Source organism: Paranoxybacillus vitaminiphilus (assembly GCF_003259935.1).
Lineage (GTDB): Bacteria > Bacillota > Bacilli > Bacillales > Anoxybacillaceae > Paranoxybacillus > Paranoxybacillus vitaminiphilus.
Window position 1 is genome coordinate 126,850 of sequence record NZ_QLMH01000003.1, and the last position, 26,840, is coordinate 153,689.

Consider the following 26,840-nt stretch of genomic DNA (forward strand, 5'->3'; position numbering starts at 1 on the left):
CCTGCCTCATTTTTATTTACGATAATTAGAAGCGGTTACAAATTAGCGCGTTATGAATGAATAATTAAGAAATAATGACACTCTTCGTCTGAAAGGTTTATAAACCGATGTGTTAAATCTGCTTGAAAATATATAGAATCTCCTTCTTCTAATATATAACAATCTGGCAGGTTCCCCAATTCGACTTGTAATTTCCCTTTTGCTACATAGATGTATTCTTCTACCCCTTGTTTATGGGGAGGAAAAGAGCCTGTTTCTTTGTAGGGAGGGATGATGTTTAAAATGAATTCTACTCCTTTGGCCGGGAAAGAAGGAGATAAGAGATGTCTCTCAAATCCTGACGTTTCATCTTTATATATTAATCGTTGATTAGAGCGAGTAACGATGATCTCGCTTTTCTTTTGTTCCCCCAATAGGTGAGAGATCGTTGTATCTAGTGCTTCAGCAATTTGAGAAGCAATAGTAATCGTTGGCGTTTTTTCCCCGCGTTCAATCATGGACAACATAGATTTACTGACTTTGGAACGTTCTGCTAATTCCTCTAAAGTTAAGTTTTTTTGCTTTCGTTCTTTTCTAACGTTTTTTCCGAAATCCATAAAAATTTCCCTTTCTTATATTTACTATAGTGAATTTTTTTCTTGAAATTATTTTATTATCGGATCCTTAATTACTACTGGAATGGGTTTAATCATCATAAAGTTTGCTCCTTATAAAAAGAAACGGACAAATCACGGTTTTTCAGCGGTATCTGTTTCACAGGAGAAAAAATCTGCTATAACTGCATTGAAAATTATAAGTCCTTATCTTATTTTAACGATTTTTATCTTTGTTTCCCATCTTATATTGCCGATAAAAAACTTTTTAGAATCGCATATGGTCATTGAGATACATTCTTTTTCTTTTACTTTTTCTACTTTGAATTCACCAGGTTTTTGGTTATTTGTAACTTGTCTGTATACAATGGTGATTTTTAAAATTGAAAAACGAATCATATGGGATTCGTTTAAAAACACTTTAAAACAATGGATTCCATTTGTTGCTTCGACAGTCGCTTTCGTCTCTACTTCTGAAGTGATGGAGAAAGCAGGGATGACAGCTGTGCTTGCTAATGTAGCGGCTATGTCTTTTGGCAGCTTTTTTGTAGTTATATCACCGTTCATAGGAGGAATAGGAGGATTTCTTACAGGAAGTAATACAGGTTCCAACGCTATGTTTATAAAGCTGCAAGTCAAAGCTGCTCAGCAAGTAGGATTACCTACGGATTTGATAGCTTATGCACAAAATACAAGTTCATCTCACGCAACTATGGCTTGTCCCTCTAGAGTAATGCTGGGTGCATCGATATGTCAACTTGAATCAGAAGAAAGCAATTTGTTGAAAAGAATATCTTTAGTTGTTTTAGGTGCACTTGTATTATTAATCTTCGTGCTTATTGGTTGGATGTGGGGATAAGTTCAGCTAATTTTTTATTCATTTTCTTTCCTAAAGGTAACATATGACTATTCTAAGGTGACAACTACAAACACATTGTATGTTTGCCATTGTATGCAACGAAAACAGCGAATACAGTGTTTTGTTTACGCACATTTATATGGGCTTAGAAAAAGTGAAGAAATAAAAATAACAGAACTTAAGTCGATAGAATATAGATGTTTATTTCCGCTTATCGATTTTGTTGACAAGCAACAAGACATAAGGCAGGAAAATTCCTGCCTCGATTGTTGTTTATTTTAAGTTTTCCGGATTTAATGGCTCTAGCTCTGGAATGACGAAGCGGCCGTCTTTACGGATGAGCACGTCGTCAAAGTAAATTTCACCGCCGCCGTATTCAGGGCGTTGAATCATGACCATGTCCCAATGAATGTTCGAATGGTTGCCATTGTAGGCTTCATCGTAACATTGGCCAGGCGTGAAATGGAAGCTGCCGTCAATTTTTTCGTCGAATAAAATATCTTGCATAGGATGCTGAATGTAAGGATTAACACCGATCGCGAATTCTCCGATGTAGCGCGCTCCCTCATCTGTATCGAAAATTTTGTTAATGCGCTCTGTATCGTTCGCTGTCGCTTCGACAATTTTTCCATCTTTGAATGTAAGCTTGATATTTTCGAATGTAAAGCCTTGATATGGTGAAGGAGTATTAAATGTAATCGTACCGTTTACGGAATCGCGGACAGGCGCTGTATACACTTCACCGTCCGGAATGTTCATTTGTCCGGAGCATTTAATCGCCGGAATGCCTTTAATGGAGAAGGTTAAATCTGTGCCCGGACCGGTAATCCGCACTTTATCGGTCTTATTCATAAGCTCGACAAGGGCATCCATTGCTTTATCCATTTTGCCATAGTCGAGATTACATACCTTAAAATAGAAATCTTCAAACGCTTCGGTGCTCATTTTTGCAAGCTGTGCCATTGATGGATTTGGATAACGGAGCACGACCCATTTTGTTTTTGGTACGCGAATTTCACGGTGAACTTTTTGACCGATTGTTTTGCCGTGAATTTTCATTTTATCATCTGGTACATCGGCAAATTCGTTAATATTGTCGCCTGCACGCAAACCGATATAAGCGTCCATATTTTGCATCACGTTTGCTTCAAATTCAGCCATCATTGCAAACTGCTCTTCTTGAGCGCCAAGAAGCAGCGCGCGGTCCACTTGATAGTCTTTTAACAATACGAACGGATAGCCGCCGGCTGCATAAGCTTCTCTCACAAGAGCGATGACAAGCTCACGCTGCAAGCCGAAGTTCTCAATTAACACTTTTTCCCCTTTTTGCAGGCGAATCGAATAATGAATCAAATTTTTCGCAAGTTGCTCAATGCGCGGATCTTTCATTTGTTATGCCTCCAAATGATCATAATTTTATGCACAAATTATATTGTAACCGATTTCTAATCATTTGTTGAATATCATCTCTTGCAGGAATTTGTCGTTTTGAGCTCGAATTATGTTATAGTGAAACTGAGTTGCAGCTGAGGAGGAGAATGGATGCAAATTATTTTATATTTAAGCGTTGCGGTAATCGCTATTTCATTTTTTATTTTAGTCATATACATCGCGAAAACATTAAAAGCATTTCAAGAGACGATTCAAAGCTTAACCAAAACCATCAACAGCCTGGAAAAACAAGTACAGGATATTACGACGGAAACGGCGCAGCTGTTGCGGACGACAAATGCAGTAGCTGATGATATTCAAAAAAAGCTGGAAAGTTTAAATTCCATTGTCCAGGCAGTAGAACATGTAAGTTCGACTGTTGAGTCGTTTAATCAATCGCTTCACCATCTTTCCGGTAAAGTGACGGAAAAAATGGAACATCATCAAGAAAAAGTTGTTCAAGTGATGCAATGGGGAAATGCTTTTCTGGAAATATGGGAAAAATGGAAAGAAAGAAAACAACGTAAACAGAAAAGTTAAGGAGGTTTTTTTATGTCAGAAAATAAAAGCGGAAACGGAGCATTTTTATTAGGAGCGATTGTTGGCGGGGTTGTCGGAGCAGCAACGGCAATATTTCTTTCAAGTGAAAAAGGAAAAAAATTATGGCAAGACATGAATAACGAAAACATGGAAAAGTTAAAGATGACAGCGATCGAACTGTTTGAAATGGCAAAAGATAAAACAAAACAGTTAACGAAATCATCCGCAGTGACGAAAGACGAGGATCATGTTAAAATCGTAGCTGAACAACATGATTCAGGAGTCTCATCCATTCCAATTCCGCTTCATACGGAGTCAGCCGGAGGAAATAATGTTGATGTAGAGAAAATGCTGAAAGAAGCAGAAGCGGCATTTGCCGATGCGGAAAATAAGCTCAACAATCATAACGGGAAGGAGTGAAAACGATGGCGAAGAAGAAACTTGACAGCATTGAACAATTTCAAGAGGTACTCAAGCAGGGACAGCCGTTTTTATTGATTAAACATAGCTTAACGTGCCCAATTAGCCAAGGTGCCTTTGAAGAGTATGAAAAATTTGTTCAAGACTATCCAAATGTCGATACATATTATCTGTATGTGCAGGAAGCGCGGCCTCTCTCCAATTATATTGCCGAAACGTTTGGCGTCAAGCACGAGTCCCCGCAGGCGCTGTTATTTGAAAACGGTTCTGTCGTTTGGCATACATCGCATTGGAGCATTACGTATGATACATTAAGAAAAGAAGTAGTGAAACAATAAAAATAGAATCATCCGCATCGGAATAATGGTGTCTCTTTTGTTAATCTTTTTATGTTTAGTGCTAGTGTATCTCTATTTCCGATGCCATAAGAAAAAGAGGCTGTCTCACAAGGGTCTGACCCTTATGAGACAGTCTCATTTTGTTTCTGCATTTGTTGCGTGCCAAACGATTTGCAATTCATCCCCTGGAGCAAGCGGCTCATAAAACGCAGCAGGCTCTCCGTTTTTTAATAGCGTGAAATTTGCCGAAGCGGCTGGAGGAATGTTAATTTGCACATAGCTGAATATGTCTTGGAAAATGAATGGTTCAATTTTTTTCTCTATAAGTTCCAATGTTGCTCCGTTTTCAACGAAATCGTCTTCTTTTAACAATTGCCCTTCCTTGTAAAACTCTGCAACGTTTTTTGATAAAGTGATGTGCTCTCCGTTAAAAATAATCGGGATAGAATAGGTTAAACGAACATTTGTTGCTTCTGCGAGTTGTTGAATCGTTGGTTTTGTTCCATTGATAATTTCAAAGCGATCGCCATCTGCAAAAGGGGAGTCCGGCTTCGCTTCGATGCCGTTGCGATAAAGTTTTCCTGAGAAAGATTTTAATTCAATGACAAAACGATTGATTTGCACAATAAATGGCTTTGTTTCATCTAATAAGTGAGAAAGATTTAGTTTTTTCAGCGCTTGTTCAATCGTTTCCGGCATTTTTATAACAATGATATCGCGGTCATGGACAAGAGCTTCAGGAGAAACAGGATGGCCGTTTTGATAAATCGCTGCCTTTATTTCGTATTGCTTGTCGTTAATCGTAATTTTTTTGCTAGGGATTTCATCAAGTAAATCTTTTAATTGAACGCTCGCTGGTTCACCGTCTTCACCTTTTTTAACAGCAATTTGATCACCATCGTTAACTTCCTCATCCAAAGAAGAAGAGACTCCATTTTTTAGGATAATGGGCGGTTTCCCGTATGTTCCCGGCAGAGTAACAGTTTGTCCATTTAATGTGACAACTGATGCCAATCCCGGTTTTCCGTATAATTTGTTGAAAGGAATTCCAGCGGCGAGGAGACAGTCACCTACTGTTAGCCGCTTCATATCGAACAATCGAATGATTTGTCCGTTTACAAAAACACTAATATATTGTACAGGATTTTGTTTTGCAGCGATGGCAATGCCGATTGGCGTTACAAGCTCAGGACCATGCCGGGCTATTTCCGGAGTCAGTTCAAGTTTTTGGATCGCATCAATACCGCGAATGGCAACGCGGTTTTCCGGAAGTTTCAGCTTTTCGGCAAGCCGCTTTGGCAATTCAGGTGTTAAGCTGCCGCCACCGACAAGCATCACCGCTTTTGGCGGTTTCCCATTGTTTAATAATAATATTTCTTGGCTGATCGCGTGAGCCAGCTTGTCAATCGCACCGGAAATGGCAGCGATCATTTCTTCGCGAGTCACCTCTGTTTCAAAGCCTAAAATATCAGTAATTGTGACGGTTTTCTTAAGTGACAGCTCCCGTTTTGCTTTTTCTGCCAGTGGAAAATCAAGCAAATAATGATCAGAGATGGCTTCGGTAATCTCATCGCCGGCTATCGGCACCATTCCATAAGCTGTCACGGTGCCAAGGTCGGTGATAGCGATGTCAGAAGTTCCTGCACCGATATCGACAAGCGCAACGTTTAAGCGGCGCATCGTTGGCGGGATGAGAACATTAATCGCGGCAATCGGCTCCAGCGTCAACGCTTCCATTTCCAATTGAGCGCGCTGCAGGGCGGCAAGAAGCGATTCAACAACCAGTTTTGGTAAAAATGTTGCGATCACTTCAACGGCTGCCTCTGTTCCTTGCTGGTCAATAAGGCTGCCGATTGTTTCACCATCAATTTTATAGTCAATGACAGAATAGCCTACACAATAATAATGGTGGCTTTCTCCTTCCGCTTGACGTGCCGCTAATTTTGCTTGTGCATATTGTACGGCCGTTAATTCTAAATGGATGACATCTTCTTTTGTCATCATTGGCTTCCCGGCGATATGTAACGTTGCACTGGCCCGTTCGGTTTTTAAAGCGCGTCCTGCTGCAGCGACGGAAACTCGTTTTAAGGGACCATGTTTTTTTTCTAATTCCTCTTTAATTTCGCCAATGACTTTAGCGACTGCCAGCACATCATGAATTTGCCCGTCAAGCATCGCCCGTTCGTCGTGCTCTTTCATGATCATGTCTAAAATTTGATATGAGCCGTCTTTTTCTTGTAAAATAACTCCAACAACAGAACGTGTTCCTATATCTAATGCAAAAATGGCTGCTTCATTGTTCACGGACCATTCACCTTCTTTAAAAAATATCATAGGATACTTTATCGCTTAAAAGCGTTTAATTATTAAAGTTTTTTTAGTGACAACATTATCTATTTGCATTATAATAATGTCTAATTACTAGAAATGTACCATATTTTTCAGTTTCTATAAACTAAGAAAGGATGAGAAGGATGAGCAATGAAAGATTAGATGAGTTAAGGGCAAGAGTCGATGAGCTGAACTTGCAACTTTTAAAATTAATTAACGAGCGAGGCCGGCTTGTCCAAGAAATCGGAGAGATTAAAAAAACACAAGGAACATACCGCTATGATCCGGTCCGCGAACGAAAAATGCTTGATATGATTTTAGAACATAACGATGGCCCATTTGATACAGCAACATTAAAGCATATTTTTAAAGAAATTTTTAAAGCAGGTCTGGAGTTGCAAGAGGATGACCATCGTAAAGCATTGCTTGTTTCACGCAAGAAAAAACCAGAAAACACAATCGTTGATGTGAAAGGTGAAAAAATCGGTGACGGCAATCAATACTTTATTATGGGGCCATGCGCAGTAGAAAGTTATGAACAAGTTGCCGCTGTCGCTGAAGCCGTCAAAAAACAAGGATTAAAGCTATTGCGCGGCGGTGCGTACAAACCAAGAACGTCCCCATACGATTTCCAAGGACTTGGGGTCGAGGGACTAAAAATTTTAAAACGAATCGCTGACGAATACGATTTAGCGGTCATTAGCGAAATTGTCACTCCAGCCGATCTTGAAACAGCATTAGATTACATTGATGTTATCCAGATTGGTGCCCGCAATATGCAAAACTTCGAATTGTTAAAAGCGGCAGGTCAAGTGAATAAGCCGATTTTATTAAAGCGCGGCTTAGCGGCAACGATTGAAGAGTTTATTAATGCGGCAGAATATATTATGTCGCAAGGAAATGGTCAAATCATTCTTTGTGAGCGCGGTATTCGCACGTATGAACGAGCAACACGAAATACACTTGATATTTCGGCTGTGCCAATCTTAAAGAAAGAGACGCACTTGCCGGTGTTAGTTGACGTTACTCATTCAACTGGGCGCCGCGATTTATTGCTTCCTTGTGCAAAAGCAGCATTGGCAATCGGTGCTGACGGCGTCATGGCAGAAGTGCATCCAGACCCTGCTGTTGCTTTATCTGACTCCGCTCAGCAAATGGATATCGCTCAATTTAATGAATTCATGGAAGAATTAAAATCGTTCCAACGACAAATGGTGAAGGCATAAATCATGCCTTCTTCCCCTTCCAATCAGCGTTGTTTAACGCTGTGGAAGGGGATTTTCTTTTTGCATGAAAAGTTCAATTGCGGGAAAATAAAATGATGAAAACATTTGCAAAATATTTGTAAAGACGTTGCGATTGTCCCATAATGTATCGTATGATATTTCTACATAAATAGGCAGCATTTGCTGAATTCTGATACAAGAGCCTTATTGGGGAAGAGGAATAGATGTAAACAAAAGCAAAAGGAGTGGAACAAATGAACGTTACAATTTATGACGTAGCTCGTGAAGCAAACGTGTCGATGGCGACTGTATCGCGCGTTGTAAATGGAAATCCGAATGTTAAACCATCTACGCGAAAAAAAGTGCTTGAGGCTATTGAGCGGTTAGGATATCGTCCGAACGCAGTTGCAAGAGGATTAGCGAGCAAAAAGACGACGACAGTAGGTGTAATTATTCCGGACATTTCAAATATCTTTTTTGCTGAATTAGCGCGCGGGATTGAAGATATTGCGACAATGTATAAATATAATATTATTTTAAGCAACTCTGATCAAAATAAAGATAAAGAATTGCATTTATTAAATACAATGTTAGGCAAACAAGTGGATGGCATTTTATTTATGGGGGGATATATCAGTGAGGAGCATGTCACAGAATTTAAAAAGTCTCCGGTCCCAATCGTATTGGCAGCAACGATTGAGGAAAACAACATTATTCCATCGGTGAATATTGATTATGAGCAGGCGGCATACGATGCAGTTGCGTTTCTCATTGAGAAAGGACATAAACGCATCGCTTATGTAACCGGTCCGGCAGATGACCCAATTAACAATAAAAAATTAGCAGGCTATCGCCGAGCGTTGGAGCAGCATGGGTTAACATATGATGAACATTTAATCATTGAAGGTGATTACTCGTACGATTCCGGTATCGAAGCATATGAAAAAATTGCCGAATTAGACGAGCAGCCTACTGCTGTATTTGTCGGAACAGACGAAATGGCTTTAGGCGTCATCCACAGCGCCCAAGATCATGGTGTAAACATTCCGGAACAGTTTGAAGTAGTTGGCTTTGATAATACGAGATTAGCGACAATGGTGCGGCCGCGTTTAACAACCGTTGTTCAGCCGATGTACGATATTGGTGCCGTAGCGATGAGGCTATTAACGAAGTATATGAATAAAGAACATGTTGAAAATCATATCGTTGTACTGCCGCATCGGATTGAATACCGCGAGTCTGCGAAATAAGCGGTGGAGGGGCTGTCTCATAAGGGTCTGACCTCACGCGTGTTTCACAATATATAGTTCATTTACCGGACATTATGTCCTAATCTATGCGTTGTGGGGTCTGACCCTGAAACTTTTGAGACAGCCTCTTCTTAAGCATGGTCTGTTATTTTTTCTCTCCTTGTTGTGTCAAAACATTTGTAGCGAATGTTGCAAGATTACGTTATTTAAAGGGAATATAACTATTTATATACTTTTTCATTCGATTTACTATCTCAATTGTTCTGTTAGTATTTTTTTTTTTTTTTCGTTTTGCTATTACTGGTAGATGAAAAGGGTCCTCTTGTTTTCATCTCCGCTTAAGGATTTGAAAAAAGAAAAATCTTAGTGCTCTAGTGCAATTTTCAGTCTTCGTATTCCTTCCGCAATCTTTTCCTCTGACAAATTTCCATAACCTAAAATGATTTTATCGTTATGAAAGCCTTTACGATTTGCATGGATTTCTGCCGGGTACACCTTAACATGATGCTGAAGTATTTGCTGTCATATTTCCTCTGTGAATTTTATATCTCGGAACGATGCAACTAAATGCAGACCTGTGGAATCACCAAGAACCGTTACTTTATCAGCAAAATAAGTAGACAAGGCATTGATAATTGCGTCTTTTCGTTTCCGATATATTGATACGTCGTTAGTTGATTTTGCTATTCGACTGCACGAAGAACACAAAAATATGTCGATGAAAGTCCCTTGCAGGGAAATCTCCTTTCAAAATGTTATTGTACTTTCATTTTGACAGAATTTCCCTGCAAGGGCTATTTTTATACATAAGGAAGGATGCTTATTTGGAACTGTGAGTTTATCTTATCAATATGTTTTCACTATATAATCCGAAACATATGAACCTCTCCCACCTGTACGTTGTTTAGAGGTGGGAGATGAATCGGTGAACATGTTAAAGATTAATCTTTTGCCGTCGGCTGCGAATCGGATAAAGCGCTTTTTCTACCGTTTGCGCATTTTTCTCTGTAATCTCTGCCTTGCGTGGAATCGGTGGATAAAGGTCTTCCGGATCGTCCCACTCGGTTGGCAATGGCACAGGAGAGTATTTTTGCCATTTGTCAATCCATTCCTGCGGGAGATTACCTGAAATGTTTGATTGTTCTGTCATTTCGAGCCAGATGAACGCCCAAGCGCGCGGTACGACCCGCCAAATATCGTAGCCGCCGCCACCGACAGCAATCCAGCGCCCTTCGCAATATTGATGTGCAATTTCATGGGCCAGCTTCGGAATTTCACGGTAAATTTTCATTGTTGCAGACAAATGCGTCAGCGGGTCATAATAATGGGAATCTGCTCCATTTTGCGTTAAAATAACATCCGGTCTAAAAAAATCGGCAATTTCCCGAAATGCCTGCGTGTAAGCATCCAGCCATGATTCATCTTCCGTAAAGGCATCGACAGGAATATTAAATGAAAAACCGTATCCTTTTCCCTGGCCTCGTTCATTGACGTTTCCTGTCCCCGGGAACAAATACCTTCCCGTTTCATGAATGGAAAATGTACATACATTTGGATCATCGTAAAACGTCCATTGCACTCCGTCACCATGATGGGCATCTGTATCAACATACAGGACGCGAAGATTATATTTTTCTTGTATATATTTGATCGCAACGGAGCTGTCGTTATAAATGCAAAAACCTGAAGCTTTGCCGCGGAAGCCGTGATGCAGTCCGCCTCCCAGGCTTAATGCGTGCTTTGCTTTTCCGGATAATACATAATCTACGGCTGTAAGCGTGCTGCCGACTAAAAGAGCGCTTGCTTCATGCATGTTCGGAAAAATCGGTGTATCTTCCGTGCCTAATCCGTAATTTAAAGCAATTTCTTTCGGCAACCGCCCCTCTCCGGCTGCTTTTACGGCTTCAATATAATCGCGGTCATGAACTAAAGTTAATTCATCATCAGTTGCTGTTCTTGGAGAAACAATTTGCGAATCATCGAGAGCGTTCATTGTTCGAAGCAAATCATAGGTGAGTTTTACGCGAAGCTGGTTAAAAGGGTGGTGGTCATGGAATTTATATTTTTGGAAATCGTCTGAATAGATGAATACGCAATCATTTTTCATGATGAGACCCCCGGTAAATTCGGCCATAATACTGTATACCCTTCGCTTCGCAAATCTTGAATAACTGCCATCGGGTTCATCGTTTGAATGCGGAAGACAAGAATTTTATATTGTTCGTCTTTATCAGGGTAAACAAGAACGCTGGAGATATTTACATTTCGATTACGGAAAAACGATGCGACTTCACATAACATGCCAGTGCGGTTAGGGACTTTTACTTCTAATTGTGAGCCTGGCTGATGCGCGCCTGTCAGCTGTACAAGTGTATATAATAAATCGGTCTCTGTAACAATACCTACTAGTTTTTCATCTTTAACAATTGGCAAACAACTGATGCGATGCTCGTAGAAAAGAGCGGCGACTTCTTCAACAAAGTCGAGGGGATGTCCTGTAATGACATTCGTTTTCATAATCGTACTTACAGGCTTTTGTAAGTCTTCTAAATGCTCATCGGCATGAAAAATAGAAGGGCTTGCATCGCGGATGTCTCGGTCGGTGACGATCCCAATAACATGATCATTTTCATTGATAATAGGAATATGTCTAATTTTATGCTGTTTTATCATTTCTATTGCATCGGCAATTGTATTGGTTGGCGAAAGAGTGGCTACATCCGTTTTCATAATTTGCTCAATAATCATTCTTTTTCCCCCTTTGCTGTCTAGAACACGGATAAAAAGCTGTTAGTACATAAAGCGGTTCATAAAGCGAAGGCGATCAAATTTTTGAATGGACTCCTGATCCACTCTGCTTCCGATTCTAGCCATCAAACAATTGGCAGGATGTGAGCATATTTCCGGGTCATCGGTAGCATACCAAACGAGTCCGCCCGCATTCATCATTTTTTCCATGATTTTGCGGTATTCCCATACGTTTAATCCTGTTCTCTTTAAGTCCCAATGCCAATAGTATTCTGTTGTAATAATAATATAATCTTCCATGGCATCGTCCATCATCGAAACAATAAGAAGATTTTTGCCAACTCCACATCCGCGAAAATCAGGAATAACTTCAATGGCTCCAAGTTCAATTAAATTTTCCATCTTTCCTTCAGACCAGCGTTCAAGAGGATCAGGATAGAGGAAAGTCACATAGCCGACAATTGTTTGGTTATGCCTAGCGATAATAATTCTTCCTTCAGGAAGCCGAGCGATTTCGATCAAAGCTTTATGCTGCTGTTCTGGTTGACGGAAAGCTGTCAAATCATGATGAAACTCATAGCTTGCTAGTTTTTCTGGGGATATCGGACCTTCAATAATTAGTGTGCCTTTTGGGGTTTTTAATTCTTTGGCATTGTACGTTTTTTTATGTTCCATTCGTTCACCACCCGATTTAAACCTTTCTTCAATACCATTATACAAAAAAAAATGGAGCACAAAATGCTTTCACAAAAAATTCTCATTTATTTCATAGCCAATCATATACTTTAGCGAAATTTGTTGAAAAATTTTTTTGATTAAAATTTTTAAAAAATTGAGAAATTATAAAAGGTATAATATAATGAAATCGTCATTACTTTACATAAAGGGGGAGTTTGGGAATGAAAGTGGAAGCGCTACCAGTCATACAAGGGGATTTCAACTTAAAAAACTATGAAGAAACATATAAAAATTTTGATTGGTCGGAAGTAGAAAAACATTTTTCATGGTCGGAAACGGGCAAAGTGAACATGGCTTATGAGGCGATTGACCGCCATGTTGAAACGTTTCGAAAAAACAAGGTAGCTCTTTACTACCGCGATGCTACGAGAGAAGAAAAATATACATTCAAAGAAATGAAAGAATTGTCGAATAAAGTAGCTAATGTGCTAAAACAGGCGGCGGATGTCGAAAAAGGGGATCGCGTCTTCGTTTTTATGCCGCGTTCTCCGGAGCTGTATTTTACCGTATTAGGTGCCATTAAACTTGGTGCGATCGTAGGGCCGCTCTTTGAAGCATTTATGGAAGGGGCTGTACGCGATCGATTGGAAGACAGCGGGGCAAAAGTTATTGTTACAACGCCGGAGTTGCTTCCTCGCGTTCCGGTAAATGAGCTTCCAGCTTTAAAATATGTATTGTTAGTAGGAGACAATATTGTTGAAGAAGGCCCTTATATCGATTTAAAGAAACGAATGAAGGAAGCAAGCAAACATTTTGACATTGAATGGGTTGACCGCAGAGATGGCTTAATTTTACATTATACATCAGGATCTACCGGGAAACCAAAAGGGGTATTGCATGTTCATAATGCAATGATTCAGCATTATCAAACGGCGAAATGGGTGCTTGACTTAAAGGAAGATGATGTATATTGGTGTACAGCTGACCCAGGCTGGGTAACGGGAACATCATACGGTATCTTTGGCCCTTGGCTTTGCGGAGCATCAAACGTTGTTATCGGCGGCCGCTTTAGTCCGGAAACATGGTATAAAACCATTGAAGATTATGGAGTGACAGTATGGTACAGTGCTCCGACAGCATTCCGGATGTTAATGGGAGCCGGAGATGAACTTGTGAAAAAGTTTGACTTAAGCTCTTTACGTCATATTTTAAGCGTCGGCGAACCGCTAAATCCGGAAGTTGTCCGCTGGGGAATGAAAGTATTTAACCGCCGTATTCACGATACTTGGTGGATGACAGAAACTGGTGCACAGCTTATATGTAACTATCCGTGCATGGAAATTAAGCCGGGTTCAATGGGAAAACCAATTCCAGGCGTTAAAGCGGCAATTATCGATGATCAAGGCAATGAGCTTCCGCCTTACCGCATGGGCAATCTTGCGATTAAAAAAGGCTGGCCGTCCATGATGCATACGATTTGGAATAACCAAGAAAAATATGAGTCTTATTTCATCAACGATTGGTATGTTTCTGGAGATTCTGCTTACATGGATGAGGACGGTTATTTTTGGTTCCAAGGCCGCATTGACGATGTCATTATGACATCTGGGGAACGCGTTGGTCCATTTGAAGTCGAAAGCAAGCTTGTTGAGCATCCAGCTGTTGCAGAAGCCGGTGTCATCGGTAAGCCGGATCCAGTTCGCGGTGAAATCATTAAGGCGTTTATTTCGCTTCGTGACGGTTATGAGCCTTCTGAAGAGTTAAAAGAAGAAATTCGTGAGTTTGTAAAGAAAGGATTAGCAGCTCATGCCGCACCGCGTGAAATTGAATTCCGTGATAAATTGCCAAAAACGAGAAGCGGCAAGATTATGCGCCGCGTCTTAAAGGCTTGGGAGCTCAACCTGCCAACTGGGGATTTATCAACAATGGAAGATTAATCATAAAAAAGGGCTGACCCATAGTAGTCTGACTCCACGTGCATTCACAATATATCGTTCATTTATCTCAATGTTATGTCCTATATATTGTGTTGCGGGGTCTGACACTTTGCATTTGGGTCAGCCTCAGTTATTTATTGGTGAGAAGGTGAATCTTGTATATCCTGTGTATCGGTTGGCGGAGGTTCTGTTAGTTTTATATTGTCCTCTTGTTCTGTATCTTCTCCCGTTTTTGTACCTTCGTTTGTGTCAGTTGGTGCTTTTGGTTCAAGTTTTGGCGCTTCTATCTTTCGGATAATATTGGATGGAGCGGATTCTTTTCCAGCAATATCAACCGCCGTTACATAATACATTCCATTTAGAACTGTAAACGAAAGCGGCTTCCCTGATTTAATGGTTTGAATAACTCGGAACGGTGCTCCTTCTTTTTCGGAGTAATAAACTCGATAGCCAATAATGTCCGACTCATGGTGCGCTTTCCATGTCACAGTTTGTTTAGATAACTGTATGGTGAGCGGAGCCGGGCTTTTTCCGTTTTCCTCTAAGCGATTTGTGAACAGAACGCTTGCTCCTTCCCATTTAGGCAGGAGATCGTTTAAATCAATAGACTCTCTTTTCATTCCAAGTTCTTTAAGCAATTCCTTGTCGATCATCACTCCTGCAGTGATGAATTCTTGCGGGGTTGATTCCAGTGCAGCGTATTTTTTACCATTTATCTCTACAAAAGCACCGCTTATTAAATAATGATCTACTTTCCTTGGCACGAATTTGGCATTAAATAAATCGCTTTGAACGAGTCCTGCTTTTGTACATAAATTAGACGGCAATAAGCCTGAAATAGCACAATACGAACGTCTTACAATTCCGCCAGGCATGTTGAACCTTGTTTTCGGTGCGATTAACTTAGGATTTACATCATAAGCGGCATTCATAAGACGAGCCCATAGCAATAAATTGCGTCTGCTGTATGTTAGACCTTTATATTCTTTTTGTAACGGTTTTGGAGTATCATATCCCATCCACACGCCGAATGTAACATTCGGATTTGTCGCTACAAACCAAGCATCTTTATTATCTTGTCCTGTTCCCGTTTTTCCGGCCCAATCCGCAGAAAATTTTAAGTAACCTGATAAAGCAGCCGCTGTACCTTGGCGAATGACGTCCCGCATCATATCAATCGTTAAATAAGCTGTTTGTGGAGAGAATACATTGACAGGCTGGCTTTTATGTTCATAAATGATTTTCCCATCTTTGGAAACGATTTTTTCAATGAGATAGGCATCGACAAATTTCCCATAGTTTCCAAACGTGGCGTACGCGTTTACGTTTTCTTCCACTGTGACGCCTTTTGTTAAAGCACCAAGAGCCATTGATAAGTTGCTTGCGTCATCCTTTGTTAAGCTTGTGAAGCCCATTTTTTCTAAATAAGTAATGGGACGTTGGTTCACGATTTTCATATATGTGCGAACAGCCGGAATGTTGTATGAATATTGTAATGCACGCCGGGCGGATACTAAACCGTGTGTTTTCCCATCGGCGTTTTTTGGGCTGTAGGCACCTCCTGCTGTTTTGACATAGAGTTTAATATCAGGAATAACGGAACCTGGCTGAACGATTCCCATTTCCATTGCAGGTGCATAGACTAGCAGCGGTTTCATTGTTGAACCGTTGGAACGATATGCTTGAGTGGCGTGATTGAGCTGCTCGCGATGATAATCCCTTCCGCCGACAAAACTAATAATCTTTCCTGTTTTATTCTCAATCAACATCGCCCCGACTTCAACGGGTTCCACTTTGTTAATGATGTTTCCGGTTTTTTCATCTTTTTCTTTTGTGATAATATCGCTGCCGAAGTATTGATAATCACGAACGACTTGCTGCATGCGGTCGTAAATGTCCTTATCAATCGTCGTGTGAATTTTATATCCGTTTTGCCGTAAGTTTTTTTCCGCTTTAGCAAGGTACTCATTATAAAGAGTATTGTTAAGCGTTAAATCTTCTTTTTCATATCCATCTTTTTTGGCAAGAATGCCGGCTAAGATTTCTTTTGCCCGATTTTCAATTTCGATTGTTAGCCAAGGGTATTTTTCAATTGGTGATGGTTTAGGAGAAGCGAAATCTTGGGCAATATGATATTGCAGCGCTTCTTTATATTCTTTTTCTGTAATATATCCAGCTTGCTTCATTCGGTTAAGCACAGTTTTCATCCGGTTTAGAGCCGGGGTAATATCCTTTTTGATTTCGCCGCTGCTTGTAAATGGAGTATAGCGAAACGGACTTTGTGGCAATCCTGCTAGAAAGGCAGCTTGTGCAAGGTTTAAATCTTTTGCATCTACATTGAAAACCCCTTTTGCTGCTGATTGAATGCCGGCAATTTGTCGGCCGGATGAATTTCTGCCAAACGGAACTACGTTTAGATACGCTTCTAAAATTTCGTCTTTCGTGAAAAACTTTTCTAAACGAAGGGCAAGAAGCATTTCTTTTGCTTTTCGTTCAAAAGAAACTTCATTCGTTAATATTTGATTTTTCACTAGCTGCTGTGTTAACGTGCTTCCGCCGGTGCGCACAGAAGAATTGGTTGCTTCTTGGAAAAGTGCACGGATCACAGCTTTTGGTACAACCCCTTTATGCTCGTAAAAGTACTCATCTTCTGTTGCAATAATTGCTTTAATTAAATAAGGTGATACTTGCGCAAGTTTGATTTCTTCCCGCTCTATGTCAGAACGAAACTTTCCGAGATAAACGTTATTAGCGAAGTAAATATGTGTCGTTTCTTCGTAATTGTAGATATCTTTTTTCATTTCTTCATAGGAAGGGATATGCATGTCTTTGACTAAAGAAGCAAAATAGCCGGCTCCTACTCCGAATCCGAAAAATAGCCCACAAATCAGTACAATGGTGAAGACGAGGAATAAGTTCCAAATGACATCGTATGTAATTCGTAGCTTACGCAATGTCTTTTGAAGGGATAGATTATTTGCTTTGTCTGCCATTCGCCACATCCTTCCAATATTTTAAAAATTAACAAATAATTACGAAAAAAGATAGTGCGCGAAAATTAGTTTTATTATACCATATACAATGTCTAATATTATGATTTTTTGCCACTTTTCGTTGTGCTATTTGACAATTGGATTTAATTATGATAAAAGATGTATATTGGAAAATTGAATGATTGAGGCGATGAAAGGATACAGTAGTGTTTATCTCCCTGTTTCAGAGAGCTAGTGGTCGGTGCGAACTAGCACAAAGATAAACACGAATTACCTCCTTGAGCTTCTTTTGCGAACGGAAGCATTCTAAGTAGCAAAAGACGGTGAATACCGTTATCGGAATGAAGTGAGAGGGCTCTTTATGCTCTCTAAGTAGGGTGGTACCGCGATGTTAACTCGTCCCTTCGTTTTAGGGATGGGTTTTTTTATTTTATTTAATTAAAAAAGAGGTGGAAGAAATGGACTTATTGCAAGACTTACAGTGGCGTGGTCTTATTAACCAAGTGACAGATGAAGAGGGACTGCAAAAGTTATTAACGGAGGAAAAAATCACTTTATATTCAGGATTTGACCCAACAGCAGACAGTCTGCATATTGGACATTTATTGCCAATACTAACATTAAGAAGATTTCAGCTGGCGGGGCATCGTCCAATTGCACTTGTTGGTGGAGCAACAGGGCTTATTGGTGACCCAAGCGGCAAAAAAAGTGAACGTTCATTAAACGAAAAGGAAGTAGTACAGCAATGGAGTGAAAAAATTAGAGTGCAATTATCGCGTTTTTTAGATTTTGAAACGACAGAAAATCCAGCGAAAATCGCCAATAACTATGACTGGATTGGTTCTCTTGACGTCATTTCGTTCTTGCGCGATGTCGGCAAAAATTTTGGTATTAACTACATGTTGGCGAAAGAATCGGTACAGTCGCGGATTGAGACCGGCATTTCGTTTACCGAGTTCAGCTATATGATTTTACAGGCGCTCGACTTTTTAAAGCTTTATCAAAATGAAAATTGTAAATTGCAAATTGGCGGAAGTGATCAATGGGGCAATATTACTGCGGGATTGGAATTAATTCGGAAAACGGAGGAAGAGGCGAAAGCGTTTGGTTTAACGATCCCGCTTGTCACAAAGGCAGATGGAACAAAATTTGGTAAAACCGAGGGTGGCGCGGTTTGGTTAGATAAAGAAAAAACATCGCCATACGAATTTTACCAGTTCTGGATTAATACCGACGACCGTGATGTAATTAAATACTTGAAGTACTTTACATTCTTATCAAAAGAAGAAATTGAACAGCTTGAAAAACAGCTGCACGAAGCGCCGGAAAAACGTGCTGCACAAAAAGCATTAGCCGAAGAAGTGACAAAGCTTGTGCATGGGGAGGAAGCGTTACGTCAGGCAATCAAAATTTCTGAAGCGCTGTTTAGCGGAAGTATCGCTGATTTAACGGCTGATGAGATTAAGCAAGGATTTAAAGACGTTCCTTCTTTTGAATATGAAGGAGAAGAGGTTGCGTTAGTGGAGTTATTAGTCATGAGCAAAATTTCGCCATCAAAGCGTCAAGCTCGTGAAGACATTACGAACGGTGCCATTTATGTGAATGGTGAAAGAATACAAGACGTAAATAAAGTATTAACAAAAGAAGATCGCATTGAAGGACAATTTACAGTGATTCGCCGCGGCAAGAAAAAGTACTATTTAATTAAATACAAGTAATCTTTCCAAAAAGGGGATGATGCTAGATAGTATCATTCCCTTATAGAAAAAGAAAAATAAAACCCTCCGGAATATCCAGAGGGTTTTCACTATTAACGAGAGTAGAACTCAACGATTAATGCCTCGTTAATTTCGGCTGGCAACTCAGAACGTTCAGGTAAACGAGTGTAAGTGCCTTCTAATTTGTCAGCGTCAAGAGTTAAATAGTCAGGTACGAAGTTGTTTACTTCAAGCGCTTCTTTAATCACTTGAAGGTTGCGAGATTTTTCACGAACAGAAATTGTTTGTCCAGGTTTTACGCGATAAGATGGGATATCAACGCGGCTGCCGTCAACTAAAATATGGCCATGGTTTACTAATTGGCGAGCTTGACGGCGAGTGCGTGCAAAACCTAAACGGTAAACAAGGTTATCTAGGCGAGACTCAAGAAGAATCATGAAGTTTTCGCCGTGTTTACCAGGCATTTTGCCGGCTTCATCGAACGTTTTGCGGAATTGGCGTTCGTTTACGCCGTACATATGACGAAGTTTTTGCTTTTCTTGTAATTGTAAACCGTATTCAGAAAGTTTTTTGCGCTGACCTGGACCATGCTGACCTGGCGGGTAAGGACGTTTTTGTAACTCTTTACCTGTGCCGCTTAATGAGATGCCGAGACGGCGGGAAATTTTCCACATTGGACCTGTGTAACGAGCCATAAATGCTCCTCCTTTTTTGCTTTTATTTTGGGTAAAATAAAAGCAGACGTGCATCAACAATTATGGTCATTTTGTTTTCATGTATCCTCGCTCTAGCAGCTAAGAGTTACACGATACACCTCTTTAACTAAGAGGAACAAAATGAACCCATAAAGGTGATCACATAGGCTGCTATATTTTACACAAAGGCTATTATATGTTTTTTCCTAATTTAAAGTCAACATTTCATCTTTAAAACTTTTTTATGTTTTTATTCTCTATTATTTGTATGATATAATAAAAAAGATGGTTTGAAAAAAATTTGTTTTCTAAATACTTAGTTATTTTGGACAAATTGATAATCTGCTACGATTGATATTAGGGATAAAGAAGTAAAAGATGAGCGTGGGTGAATCAGAACATGGAAGTTCAAAAAGGAAAATTATATCGATCCTTTAAGGAAAAATTTTTTGATTGGTTTCTTACATATGACGATTATGAGGAATTCTCAAAAGTAGTGCTGAATTTGCTGCTTCTTGTAAAACAGGAACTTATGGTAAAAGAAGTTTCTTTTTTTATGTTTGATCCTTTGAAAAATGTTTTTTTCCTCGAAGTAACCACTGCGGAGAAGGAACATTTAATCAATTCCGCCATTTCTTATGATGTTTTTAAGTCAGAAAATGGAGCAGAACTTCCTCTCAAAATAAGGGAAAGTTCGTCAGGTCTAACAATTGAGCTATTGCTTCGTACAAAGGGTGAATTGTTAGGGGTGTTGCAACTGCTCAACAATGAAAATGAGCGTTTCAGCGAGAGGTTCCTTCTAAAAATCAGGGAAGACTTTATCTTGCTTTTTGACAAGATGAAAAATCTTTCTCGAGGCTTAAGTGAAGAAAAAAGATATGAACGCTTGCATCGACTCACCGCCAAAATTCACTCTTCAATGAAAATAAACAATGTATTGGAAGAAGTTATACGCACTTTACAAGAAATATATCCATCATTTACTTTCCACTTACTTTTGTCCCATGACAATCAAAATCACGATAACTTGCCGATTAAAATGTTAGCCTTTGAAGGTGATGAGGAAAACATGGCAGCTATGCAAGCGTATGTGACTGGACAAATTCAAATTGAAGACGCCGTTAAACCGCAATGCTCGATTATATATGCTCCCATTAAAGGAGTACAAGGAGTTTACGGAGTGCTTGAAATCATTGCACCGCATATTAAAATGTTTCCGAAAAATGAAATTAATTTTATTTCCTTACTGGCTAATACGGCTGGAAGTGCTCTTGAAAATGCAAAATTATATGAACAGTCAAAACGTTTAATTGCTGATTTACAGCTGATTAACGAAACGATGCATCGGTTAAATACAAACTTACGCTTTCAAGATGCACTAGAATTTATGGTTGAGCAAATTAAACGTTCTTTCGGAGCTGAGGAAGTTGGGTTTTTACTGTTTGATGAACAGCGAAAAAGAGTATTGCCGGGAAGCACTCCTTTTTTCCACTCATCTGAATCGAAGAGCTATATTGATTTTGTCGTAAAGCGAATTCAAAACGAGAGAGAAATTGTATTTTTGGGCAATGTAGAGATTGACTCCTCGTCATTTGTTCCGGCGTTTCGCTCATTAATGGCTGTTCCAATGGTACAAAGCAGTGTGCTGAAAGGAATCGCCATCGTGCTGCACCGGGAACCATATTATTTTACTTTTGAAATGTATAAACTCCTTCAATCGTTAATTCATCATTCAACGTTAGTGTTTACGAATGCGATGCTGCGTGAAGAGTTGGAACGTCTCGTTGTAACGGACCGTCTCACCAACTTATATGCTCGTCACTATCTTGATGAACAAATTACCCGCTCAATGCAACAGGATAGTTATGGCTCATTTATTTTAGTTGATATTGATAACTTTAAAGCGATTAATGACACATATGGACATCAAGTCGGGGATGAAGTTCTTATTCAAGTGGCAGACGTTATTAAAGAAAATATTCGTGAGAGCGATATAGGGGCTCGCTGGGGCGGTGAAGAATTAGCTGTCTATCTTCCGCGTGCATCGCTTACTGTCGGAATTTCAGTGGCTAATCGTCTTGTTGAAAAAGTTCGCAAACAAACGAATCCGCAAGTTACCATTTCCTGCGGCGTTTCTTATTGGGAGAAAAATCGGACAGATTCTATGAGGGAGTTATTTAAACGTGCGGATGAAGCGTTATATACTGCAAAGAAAACAGGGAAAAACTGCGTGGTTGTTCATGATTATCAGCAGCAATATAAAGTATAAGAAAAGGAATCCTTTTTTAAGAAGGGTTCCTTTTCTTACTAGGCGATTAGTCGATTAAAGCTACAAGCGTTTCTACAAATTTTTCTAAATACTTTTGGTCAATTTCGTCAAAACGGTTTTTGATCGGACTATCGATATCTAATACACCAATCACATTTCCGTTTTTCATCATTGGCACAACAATTTCTGATTGGGAAGCTGCGTCACAAGCGATATGGCCTGGGAAAAGATGAACGTCCGGAACGAGCACGGTTTTTTTATTTTTTGCCGCTGTTCCGCATACTCCTTTGCCGAACGGAATTCTGACGCATGCCGGCAGACCTTGAAACGGGCCTAATACAAGTTCATTGCCATCAGCTATATAGAATCCGACCCAATTAATATTGTCGAGAAATTGATTTAATAATGCTGCAGCGTTCGCCAGATTAGCGATGAAATTCGTTTCCCCTTCAATGAGCGCTTTCAGCTGTTTAATCACTAATTCATAATTTTCTTCTCTTGTACCGTTATATTGCACAGCGTGAAACAAAGATGTCTCCTCCCGTTCATTTTTATTCACCAGAAAACTGAGTGGAATTATCGATTATTTTATGAGGATGAACGAATGATGTCAAATAGAAAGCGCTTCTTTCATCATCCTATCTATTCCTTGATGCAAATCTTTAGCAGAGTGAGCATCAGAACCGTAAACAATGCGAATGTCGCGCTTCATCGCTTCTTTAATCACCCAGTCAGGTGGATAAGGCTCCCGACAAAGCGGCTTATTGACTCCTGCTCCGTTATAGTCGATTTCTAAATCGTGCTTTTTCATTTCATCAAGAATATGAATAATGTGGTCATTCGTCGGCTTAAGACAAGGAAATTTTTTTTGAAATTTATGAATGAGTGTAATATGGCCGATTCGCTTCGGTTTGTACCGGCCGAGATTAGCAGTCACAGCGCGCCGCAAAGTATTGTAGTATGTTTCATATACAGAAGTGACAGAGCCGAATGTATGAATGATTTTTGCAAACATTTCCGGACTGTAATCTAAACAAAAATATTCATTATTGAAGTTTAAAAAATGGACCGATAAAATGCTGTCATCTAAATAAGGGCCTATTTCTTCGAGAAGGCGGGCCGTTTCGTCTTCATAGCCAATAATAAAATCAATTTCTAATCCAACATTAACGGCAATATCGTTCGCATATCGTTTTTTTAGTTCATTTACAGTAAATAAATAGTTGTCTAAATCGCTCATTTTCATCGCACTGTCTTGGTCAGGAGTAGGATCGGTAAATGTCGGCGGCAGCGGCGCATGTTCGGTAAAAGAAATTTCCGTATAACCTAGCTCAATGGCTCTCTCAATGTATTGTTCAAATGAATCCTTACTTCCATGAGGGCAAAAAGGGGTATGAATATGTCCGTCTTTCAAATAAATTCCTCCTTAACGCTTTGTTTTATTGTTGATTTTAAATCAAAATTTGCAGATTTCTGTAAAAAAAAATTAAAAATTTTGCTCAAAAAATGTCGTTAACATGGTATCATAAAAACATTGAAAAAACATTAATATATTTGCTTTTTGCCTTCTAAAGAAACCATCTTCATTTATTCACTAACCGGGGTACGAGGGGGCTCATTATGGAATTTGCGATGTTCATTTTGCTCCTCATTACAGGAGTAATGATATATATTCATATGTACCGTAAAAAGCTGTATCAAGAAATCGATCGTTTGGAGTCATGGAAAATAACGATTATGAACCGTCCGGTTACTGACGAACTTTCAAAAGTGAAGCAGTTAAATATGACTGGACAAACGGAAGAATTGTTTGAACGGTGGCGGAATAGCTGGGATGAAGTTGTTGCTTCTCAACTGCCAGACATTGAAGAAAAATTGTTTGATATTGAAGAAGCTTTAGATAAACATCGTTACAAAAAAGCAAAAGAAATGCTGCACCAAGCAGAGCAAATGCTGCGCAAAGCAGAAGAAGAGATTCAAATGATTCTCCAAGAGTTGCAGGAGCTGGTTGGCAGCGAAGAAAAAAATCGCATCGAAATCGAAGAGTTAAAAGGGATATATCGAAATGTAAAAAAGACGCTTTTAGCCCATCGCCACACATTCGGGCAAGCGGTACCAAAATTGGAACGAAAAGTGGAAGAGCTGCAAGGAAAGTTTCAGTCGTTTGAAGAGCTGACGAAGTCTGGTAACTACTTGGACGCAAGAGAAGTGATTCTCACTTTAAGAAATGAATTAAGCGAACTGTCGCAAATGCTCGAAGATATTCCTGAATTATTAACGGAGTGTCAAACGGTCATTCCAGCTCAATTTGCGGAAATTTTAGAAGGATATCAAGAAATGCTTGAACAAGGTTATATTCTTGAACATATTCATGTAGAGAAAGAAATTGAAGCAAAGCGACAAAAAATCGCGCAATATATGGAGATGATCGCCGAGTTAGAAGTAGAAAAGGCTAAAAGCGGAATTCTTGAAGTAAAAGAAGATATTGAAACGTTGTACGATTTGTTAGAAAAAGAAGTGCTGGCGTATCAATATGTAAAGACAGAAATGGACAATATTGAAGAAAAGCTTTACAGCTTGAGTGATGAAACAAAAGAAACAAAAGAAGAAACGTTGTTTGTGCAGCAAAGTTATCATCTTTCCAACCAAGAGATAGAAAGGTATCGTCAGCTTGAAAAACAAATTAATCAATTGCTGAAGCGTTTTGCGCTTGTTCGTGTAAAAGCGGAGGAAGAGCAGATCGCTTATTCGCTTATTAAAGAGGAACTCGAGGAATTAGATGCACAAGTAGAAGCGGTCAAGGAACAGCATTTACAATTTCGCGAGATGCTGCAAACGCTGCGCAAAGATGAATTAGCTGCAAGAGAAAAACTAAGTGAAATGAAGAAAAAGATGTCAGAAGCGATAAGATTAGTGAAAAAAAGCCGCTTACCTGGACTTCCGGAGGCATATAAACTGCAATTAGACGAAGCGAAAGACTGTTTAATGAGAGTGGCGATGCGTCTTGAGGAAAAACCGCTGAACATGGAAGCGGTCAATCAAACATTGGATGAGGCAACCGTTTTAGTGCAACGGGTTTATGAACTTACAGTAGAAATGCTGGAACAGGCTGAACTTGTGGAAAGAGTTATTCAGTACGGAAACCGCTACCGGAGCCGTTATCGTTCTGTCAGTGAGGGACTGGAGGAAGCGGAATCATTGTTTAGAAGCTTTGAATATGAACTCGCTCTTCAACAAGCGGTTGCTACCATTGAAAAGGTTGAACCTGGTGCTTTTCACCGGATACAGCAGCTTTTGCAGCAGGGAAAGAAGAAAGAATAATAAGGGAGGCTGACTCATAAGTGTCTGACCTCACGCAAAATCCATAAATCATGTCTATATTTTTATGGTTGCGGGGTTCTGACATTTGCTTTTAAGTCAGCCTCCTCTTTTGTTGCTACGACACCTTATTTATCGCTGTTTCGCTTTTAGCACCTCTTATTTTAGAAACAATCCATCCGGCAATTGCCCCGATAATTGCTGGAACGAGCCAGCCGATTCCGTGTGAAAAGAAAGGTAAAAATTTTCCGAAAATAATTAAGACATTGTTTACATCGATTCCGGCATTATTTAATCCATCGAAGATGCTAACAATACCCGTTGCTAAAAGCGCTCCGCTGTACACTTCGCTCCGTCCGTTAAATTTTTCGTGCAAAAATGATAAAGCAACCAGCACAATTGCTAACGGATAAATAACAATTAATACGGGAACGGAAATTTTAATTAAATTTGTTAAACCTACGTTAGCAATAGCTGTGCTAAATACGCTCATGATAATGGCATATGTTTTGTAGCTGATGCTTGGAGTTAATTTTGAAAAATAGCTGGCGCAAGAAGACAAGAGTCCTACCGATGTTGTTAAGCATGCTAATGTGATAATCGCACCTAAAATGACGTTTCCGGCAGTGCCGAATAAATGATAGGCAGCGGCAGTTACAATTGCTCCGCCATTATCTTTGTAGCCAATCGCTTCCGGGCTCGATGCCCCCATATAGGCGAGCGACACATAAATGAACGCAAGCCCTGCTACAGCGATAATCCCTGCTCTAATACAAATGCGGGAAATGGCTTTATTATTAGAAACTCCTTTATCTTTAATGGAATTGATAACAATTATTCCAAACACTAATGCAGCGATTGTATCCATTGTTAAGTATCCATCAATAAATCCTTTAAAAAATGGTGATTGTGCATATGCATCGGTCGGCGCTTGAAATTCCCCCATTGGAGTGACAATGCTTTTTGTAATTAATACAAACAATCCGGCAAGCAATAACGGCGTCAGTAATTTTCCGATTCTATCTACCAGTTTTGATGGGTTAATGGACAACCAAAGATTTAATGCAAAGTATACAATGGTATAAACGGCTAATGGCATGTTTGATGATTTTAACTCTTCAGAAAGAAAAGGCGTTATTCCTATTTCATAAGAAACCGTTCCTGTACGCGGGATGGCAAAAAGCGGTCCGATCGCTAAATACATCACAATCGTAAAAATTATTCCAAATAATGGATGGGCACGGCTTGCGAGCGTTTGCAAATCGCTGCCAGTGCGAGCGATAGCGCTTACAGCAAGAAGCGGCAAACCAACGCCTGTGATTAAAAAGCCGGCAACTGCAATCCAAACGTTTTCTCCTGCTGCTTGTCCTAGTGCAGGCGGGAAAATCATATTTCCTGCTCCAAAGAAAAGGGCGAAAAGCATTAAACCAATAGCAAATTGTTCTTTGGTTGAAAGCTTTGTTTCCATGACGTTCAAAAAATCCTCCTTACATATT

At 39.7% G+C, this 26,840-nt stretch carries 21 protein-coding genes and 1 other annotated feature; of the genes, 10 read left to right on the forward strand and 11 right to left on the reverse strand.

Features of this window, described 5'->3' with window-relative positions:
- Nucleotides 1-50 precede the first annotated feature (50 nt).
- Nucleotides 51-596 (reverse strand): helix-turn-helix domain-containing protein, encoded by a 546-nt coding sequence (locus B0I26_RS05520; protein WP_111644464.1) that lies wholly within the window; start codon nucleotides 594-596, stop codon nucleotides 51-53.
- An 82-nt stretch (nucleotides 597-678) separates the two neighbouring features.
- Here B0I26_RS05520 and B0I26_RS05525 point away from each other — a divergent pair, with 82 nt between their 5' ends.
- On the forward strand, nucleotides 679-1,452 hold the full coding sequence (locus tag B0I26_RS05525) for an L-lactate permease (RefSeq protein WP_111644465.1): 774 nt from the start codon (nucleotides 679-681) through the stop codon (nucleotides 1,450-1,452).
- Between the two features lie 273 nt (nucleotides 1,453-1,725).
- Here B0I26_RS05525 and B0I26_RS05530 read toward each other — a convergent pair whose 3' ends face one another.
- Nucleotides 1,726-2,841: an aminopeptidase gene (locus tag B0I26_RS05530; RefSeq protein WP_111644466.1), complete on the reverse strand. Its 1,116-nt coding sequence runs from the start codon at nucleotides 2,839-2,841 to the stop codon at nucleotides 1,726-1,728.
- Between the two features lie 153 nt (nucleotides 2,842-2,994).
- Between B0I26_RS05530 and B0I26_RS05535 the strand changes: the two genes are divergently transcribed.
- From B0I26_RS05535 to ytxJ, 3 genes are read left to right on the forward strand one after another with little or no spacing between them, the layout of a single operon-like run.
- Nucleotides 2,995-3,423, forward strand: a complete 429-nt coding sequence (locus tag B0I26_RS05535) for a DUF948 domain-containing protein (RefSeq protein ID WP_111644467.1) — start codon at nucleotides 2,995-2,997, stop codon at nucleotides 3,421-3,423.
- Nucleotides 3,424-3,435: 12 nt separating this feature from the next.
- Entirely contained in the window at nucleotides 3,436-3,843 is a 408-nt protein-coding gene (locus tag B0I26_RS05540; RefSeq protein ID WP_111644468.1) for a YtxH domain-containing protein, read from the forward strand.
- 5 nt (nucleotides 3,844-3,848) lie between these two features.
- The gene (gene ytxJ, locus B0I26_RS05545) at nucleotides 3,849-4,181 is read left to right on the forward strand and encodes a bacillithiol system redox-active protein YtxJ (RefSeq protein WP_111644469.1); all 333 of its coding nucleotides are present in this window, start codon (nucleotides 3,849-3,851) and stop codon (nucleotides 4,179-4,181) included.
- 135 nt (nucleotides 4,182-4,316) lie between these two features.
- On the opposite strand, the gene B0I26_RS05550 is transcribed toward ytxJ, so the two are convergent.
- Complete coding sequence (locus tag B0I26_RS05550) at nucleotides 4,317-6,485, reverse strand: cell division protein FtsA (protein WP_245934716.1); 2,169 nt, start codon at nucleotides 6,483-6,485, stop codon at nucleotides 4,317-4,319.
- A gap of 170 nt (nucleotides 6,486-6,655) precedes the next feature.
- Between B0I26_RS05550 and B0I26_RS05555 the strand changes: the two genes are divergently transcribed.
- Both B0I26_RS05555 and ccpA read left to right on the forward strand, forming a co-directional pair.
- Nucleotides 6,656-7,738 carry a bifunctional 3-deoxy-7-phosphoheptulonate synthase/chorismate mutase gene (locus B0I26_RS05555; protein WP_111644471.1) on the forward strand — a complete coding sequence of 361 codons (1,083 nt, stop codon included), beginning with the start codon at nucleotides 6,656-6,658 and terminating at the stop codon, nucleotides 7,736-7,738.
- Between the two features lie 254 nt (nucleotides 7,739-7,992).
- A complete protein-coding gene (gene ccpA, locus B0I26_RS05560) occupies nucleotides 7,993-8,988 on the forward strand; it encodes a catabolite control protein A (RefSeq protein ID WP_111644472.1) in 996 nt (331 codons plus the stop codon).
- A gap of 934 nt (nucleotides 8,989-9,922) precedes the next feature.
- On the opposite strand, the gene B0I26_RS05565 is transcribed toward ccpA, so the two are convergent.
- The 3 genes from B0I26_RS05565 to B0I26_RS05575 are packed head-to-tail and all read right to left on the reverse strand — an operon-like array spanning nucleotide 9,923 to nucleotide 12,411.
- Nucleotides 9,923-11,095, reverse strand: coding sequence for an acetoin utilization protein AcuC (locus B0I26_RS05565; protein WP_111644473.1), 1,173 nt, complete (start codon nucleotides 11,093-11,095; stop codon nucleotides 9,923-9,925).
- Nucleotides 11,092-11,736, reverse strand: coding sequence for an acetoin utilization AcuB family protein (locus tag B0I26_RS05570; protein ID WP_111644474.1), 645 nt, complete (start codon nucleotides 11,734-11,736; stop codon nucleotides 11,092-11,094). Before B0I26_RS05570 ends, B0I26_RS05565 begins: the two co-directional genes overlap by 4 nt.
- Before the next feature lie 42 nt (nucleotides 11,737-11,778).
- Nucleotides 11,779-12,411 (reverse strand): GNAT family N-acetyltransferase, encoded by a 633-nt coding sequence (locus tag B0I26_RS05575; RefSeq protein ID WP_111644475.1) that lies wholly within the window; start codon nucleotides 12,409-12,411, stop codon nucleotides 11,779-11,781.
- Nucleotides 12,412-12,635: 224 nt separating this feature from the next.
- Here B0I26_RS05575 and acsA point away from each other — a divergent pair, with 224 nt between their 5' ends.
- A complete protein-coding gene (acsA, locus tag B0I26_RS05580) occupies nucleotides 12,636-14,351 on the forward strand; it encodes an acetate--CoA ligase (protein ID WP_111644476.1) in 1,716 nt (571 codons plus the stop codon).
- Between the two features lie 134 nt (nucleotides 14,352-14,485).
- Here the strand turns inward: acsA and B0I26_RS05585 are convergent, their stop codons facing one another.
- Nucleotides 14,486-17,344, reverse strand: coding sequence for a transglycosylase domain-containing protein (locus tag B0I26_RS05585; protein ID WP_111644477.1), 2,859 nt, complete (start codon nucleotides 17,342-17,344; stop codon nucleotides 14,486-14,488).
- A 181-nt stretch (nucleotides 17,345-17,525) separates the two neighbouring features.
- Nucleotides 17,526-17,751: a binding site (T-box leader), on the forward strand.
- Nucleotides 17,752-17,802: 51 nt separating this feature from the next.
- Between B0I26_RS05585 and tyrS the strand changes: the two genes are divergently transcribed.
- Nucleotides 17,803-19,062: a tyrosine--tRNA ligase gene (tyrS, locus tag B0I26_RS05590; protein WP_111644478.1), complete on the forward strand. Its 1,260-nt coding sequence runs from the start codon at nucleotides 17,803-17,805 to the stop codon at nucleotides 19,060-19,062.
- Nucleotides 19,063-19,154: 92 nt separating this feature from the next.
- Here tyrS and rpsD read toward each other — a convergent pair whose 3' ends face one another.
- The gene (gene rpsD, locus B0I26_RS05595) at nucleotides 19,155-19,757 is read right to left on the reverse strand and encodes a 30S ribosomal protein S4 (protein WP_111644479.1); all 603 of its coding nucleotides are present in this window, start codon (nucleotides 19,755-19,757) and stop codon (nucleotides 19,155-19,157) included.
- Between the two features lie 400 nt (nucleotides 19,758-20,157).
- Between rpsD and B0I26_RS05600 the strand changes: the two genes are divergently transcribed.
- Nucleotides 20,158-22,026, forward strand: a complete 1,869-nt coding sequence (locus B0I26_RS05600) for a sensor domain-containing diguanylate cyclase (RefSeq protein WP_111644480.1) — start codon at nucleotides 20,158-20,160, stop codon at nucleotides 22,024-22,026.
- 46 nt (nucleotides 22,027-22,072) lie between these two features.
- On the opposite strand, the gene B0I26_RS05605 is transcribed toward B0I26_RS05600, so the two are convergent.
- Nucleotides 22,073-22,555 carry a GAF domain-containing protein gene (locus B0I26_RS05605; protein WP_111644481.1) on the reverse strand — a complete coding sequence of 161 codons (483 nt, stop codon included), beginning with the start codon at nucleotides 22,553-22,555 and terminating at the stop codon, nucleotides 22,073-22,075.
- 81 nt (nucleotides 22,556-22,636) lie between these two features.
- Nucleotides 22,637-23,440, reverse strand: a complete 804-nt coding sequence (hisJ, locus tag B0I26_RS05610; protein ID WP_111644482.1) for a histidinol-phosphatase HisJ — start codon at nucleotides 23,438-23,440, stop codon at nucleotides 22,637-22,639.
- A gap of 206 nt (nucleotides 23,441-23,646) precedes the next feature.
- On the opposite strand from hisJ, the gene ezrA reads away from it, so the two are divergent.
- A complete protein-coding gene (gene ezrA, locus B0I26_RS05615; protein ID WP_111644483.1) occupies nucleotides 23,647-25,347 on the forward strand; it encodes a septation ring formation regulator EzrA in 1,701 nt (566 codons plus the stop codon).
- Between the two features lie 115 nt (nucleotides 25,348-25,462).
- Here the strand turns inward: ezrA and brnQ are convergent, their stop codons facing one another.
- A complete protein-coding gene (gene brnQ, locus B0I26_RS05620; RefSeq protein ID WP_111644651.1) occupies nucleotides 25,463-26,812 on the reverse strand; it encodes a branched-chain amino acid transport system II carrier protein in 1,350 nt (449 codons plus the stop codon).
- Nucleotides 26,813-26,840: the final 28 nt, after the last annotated feature.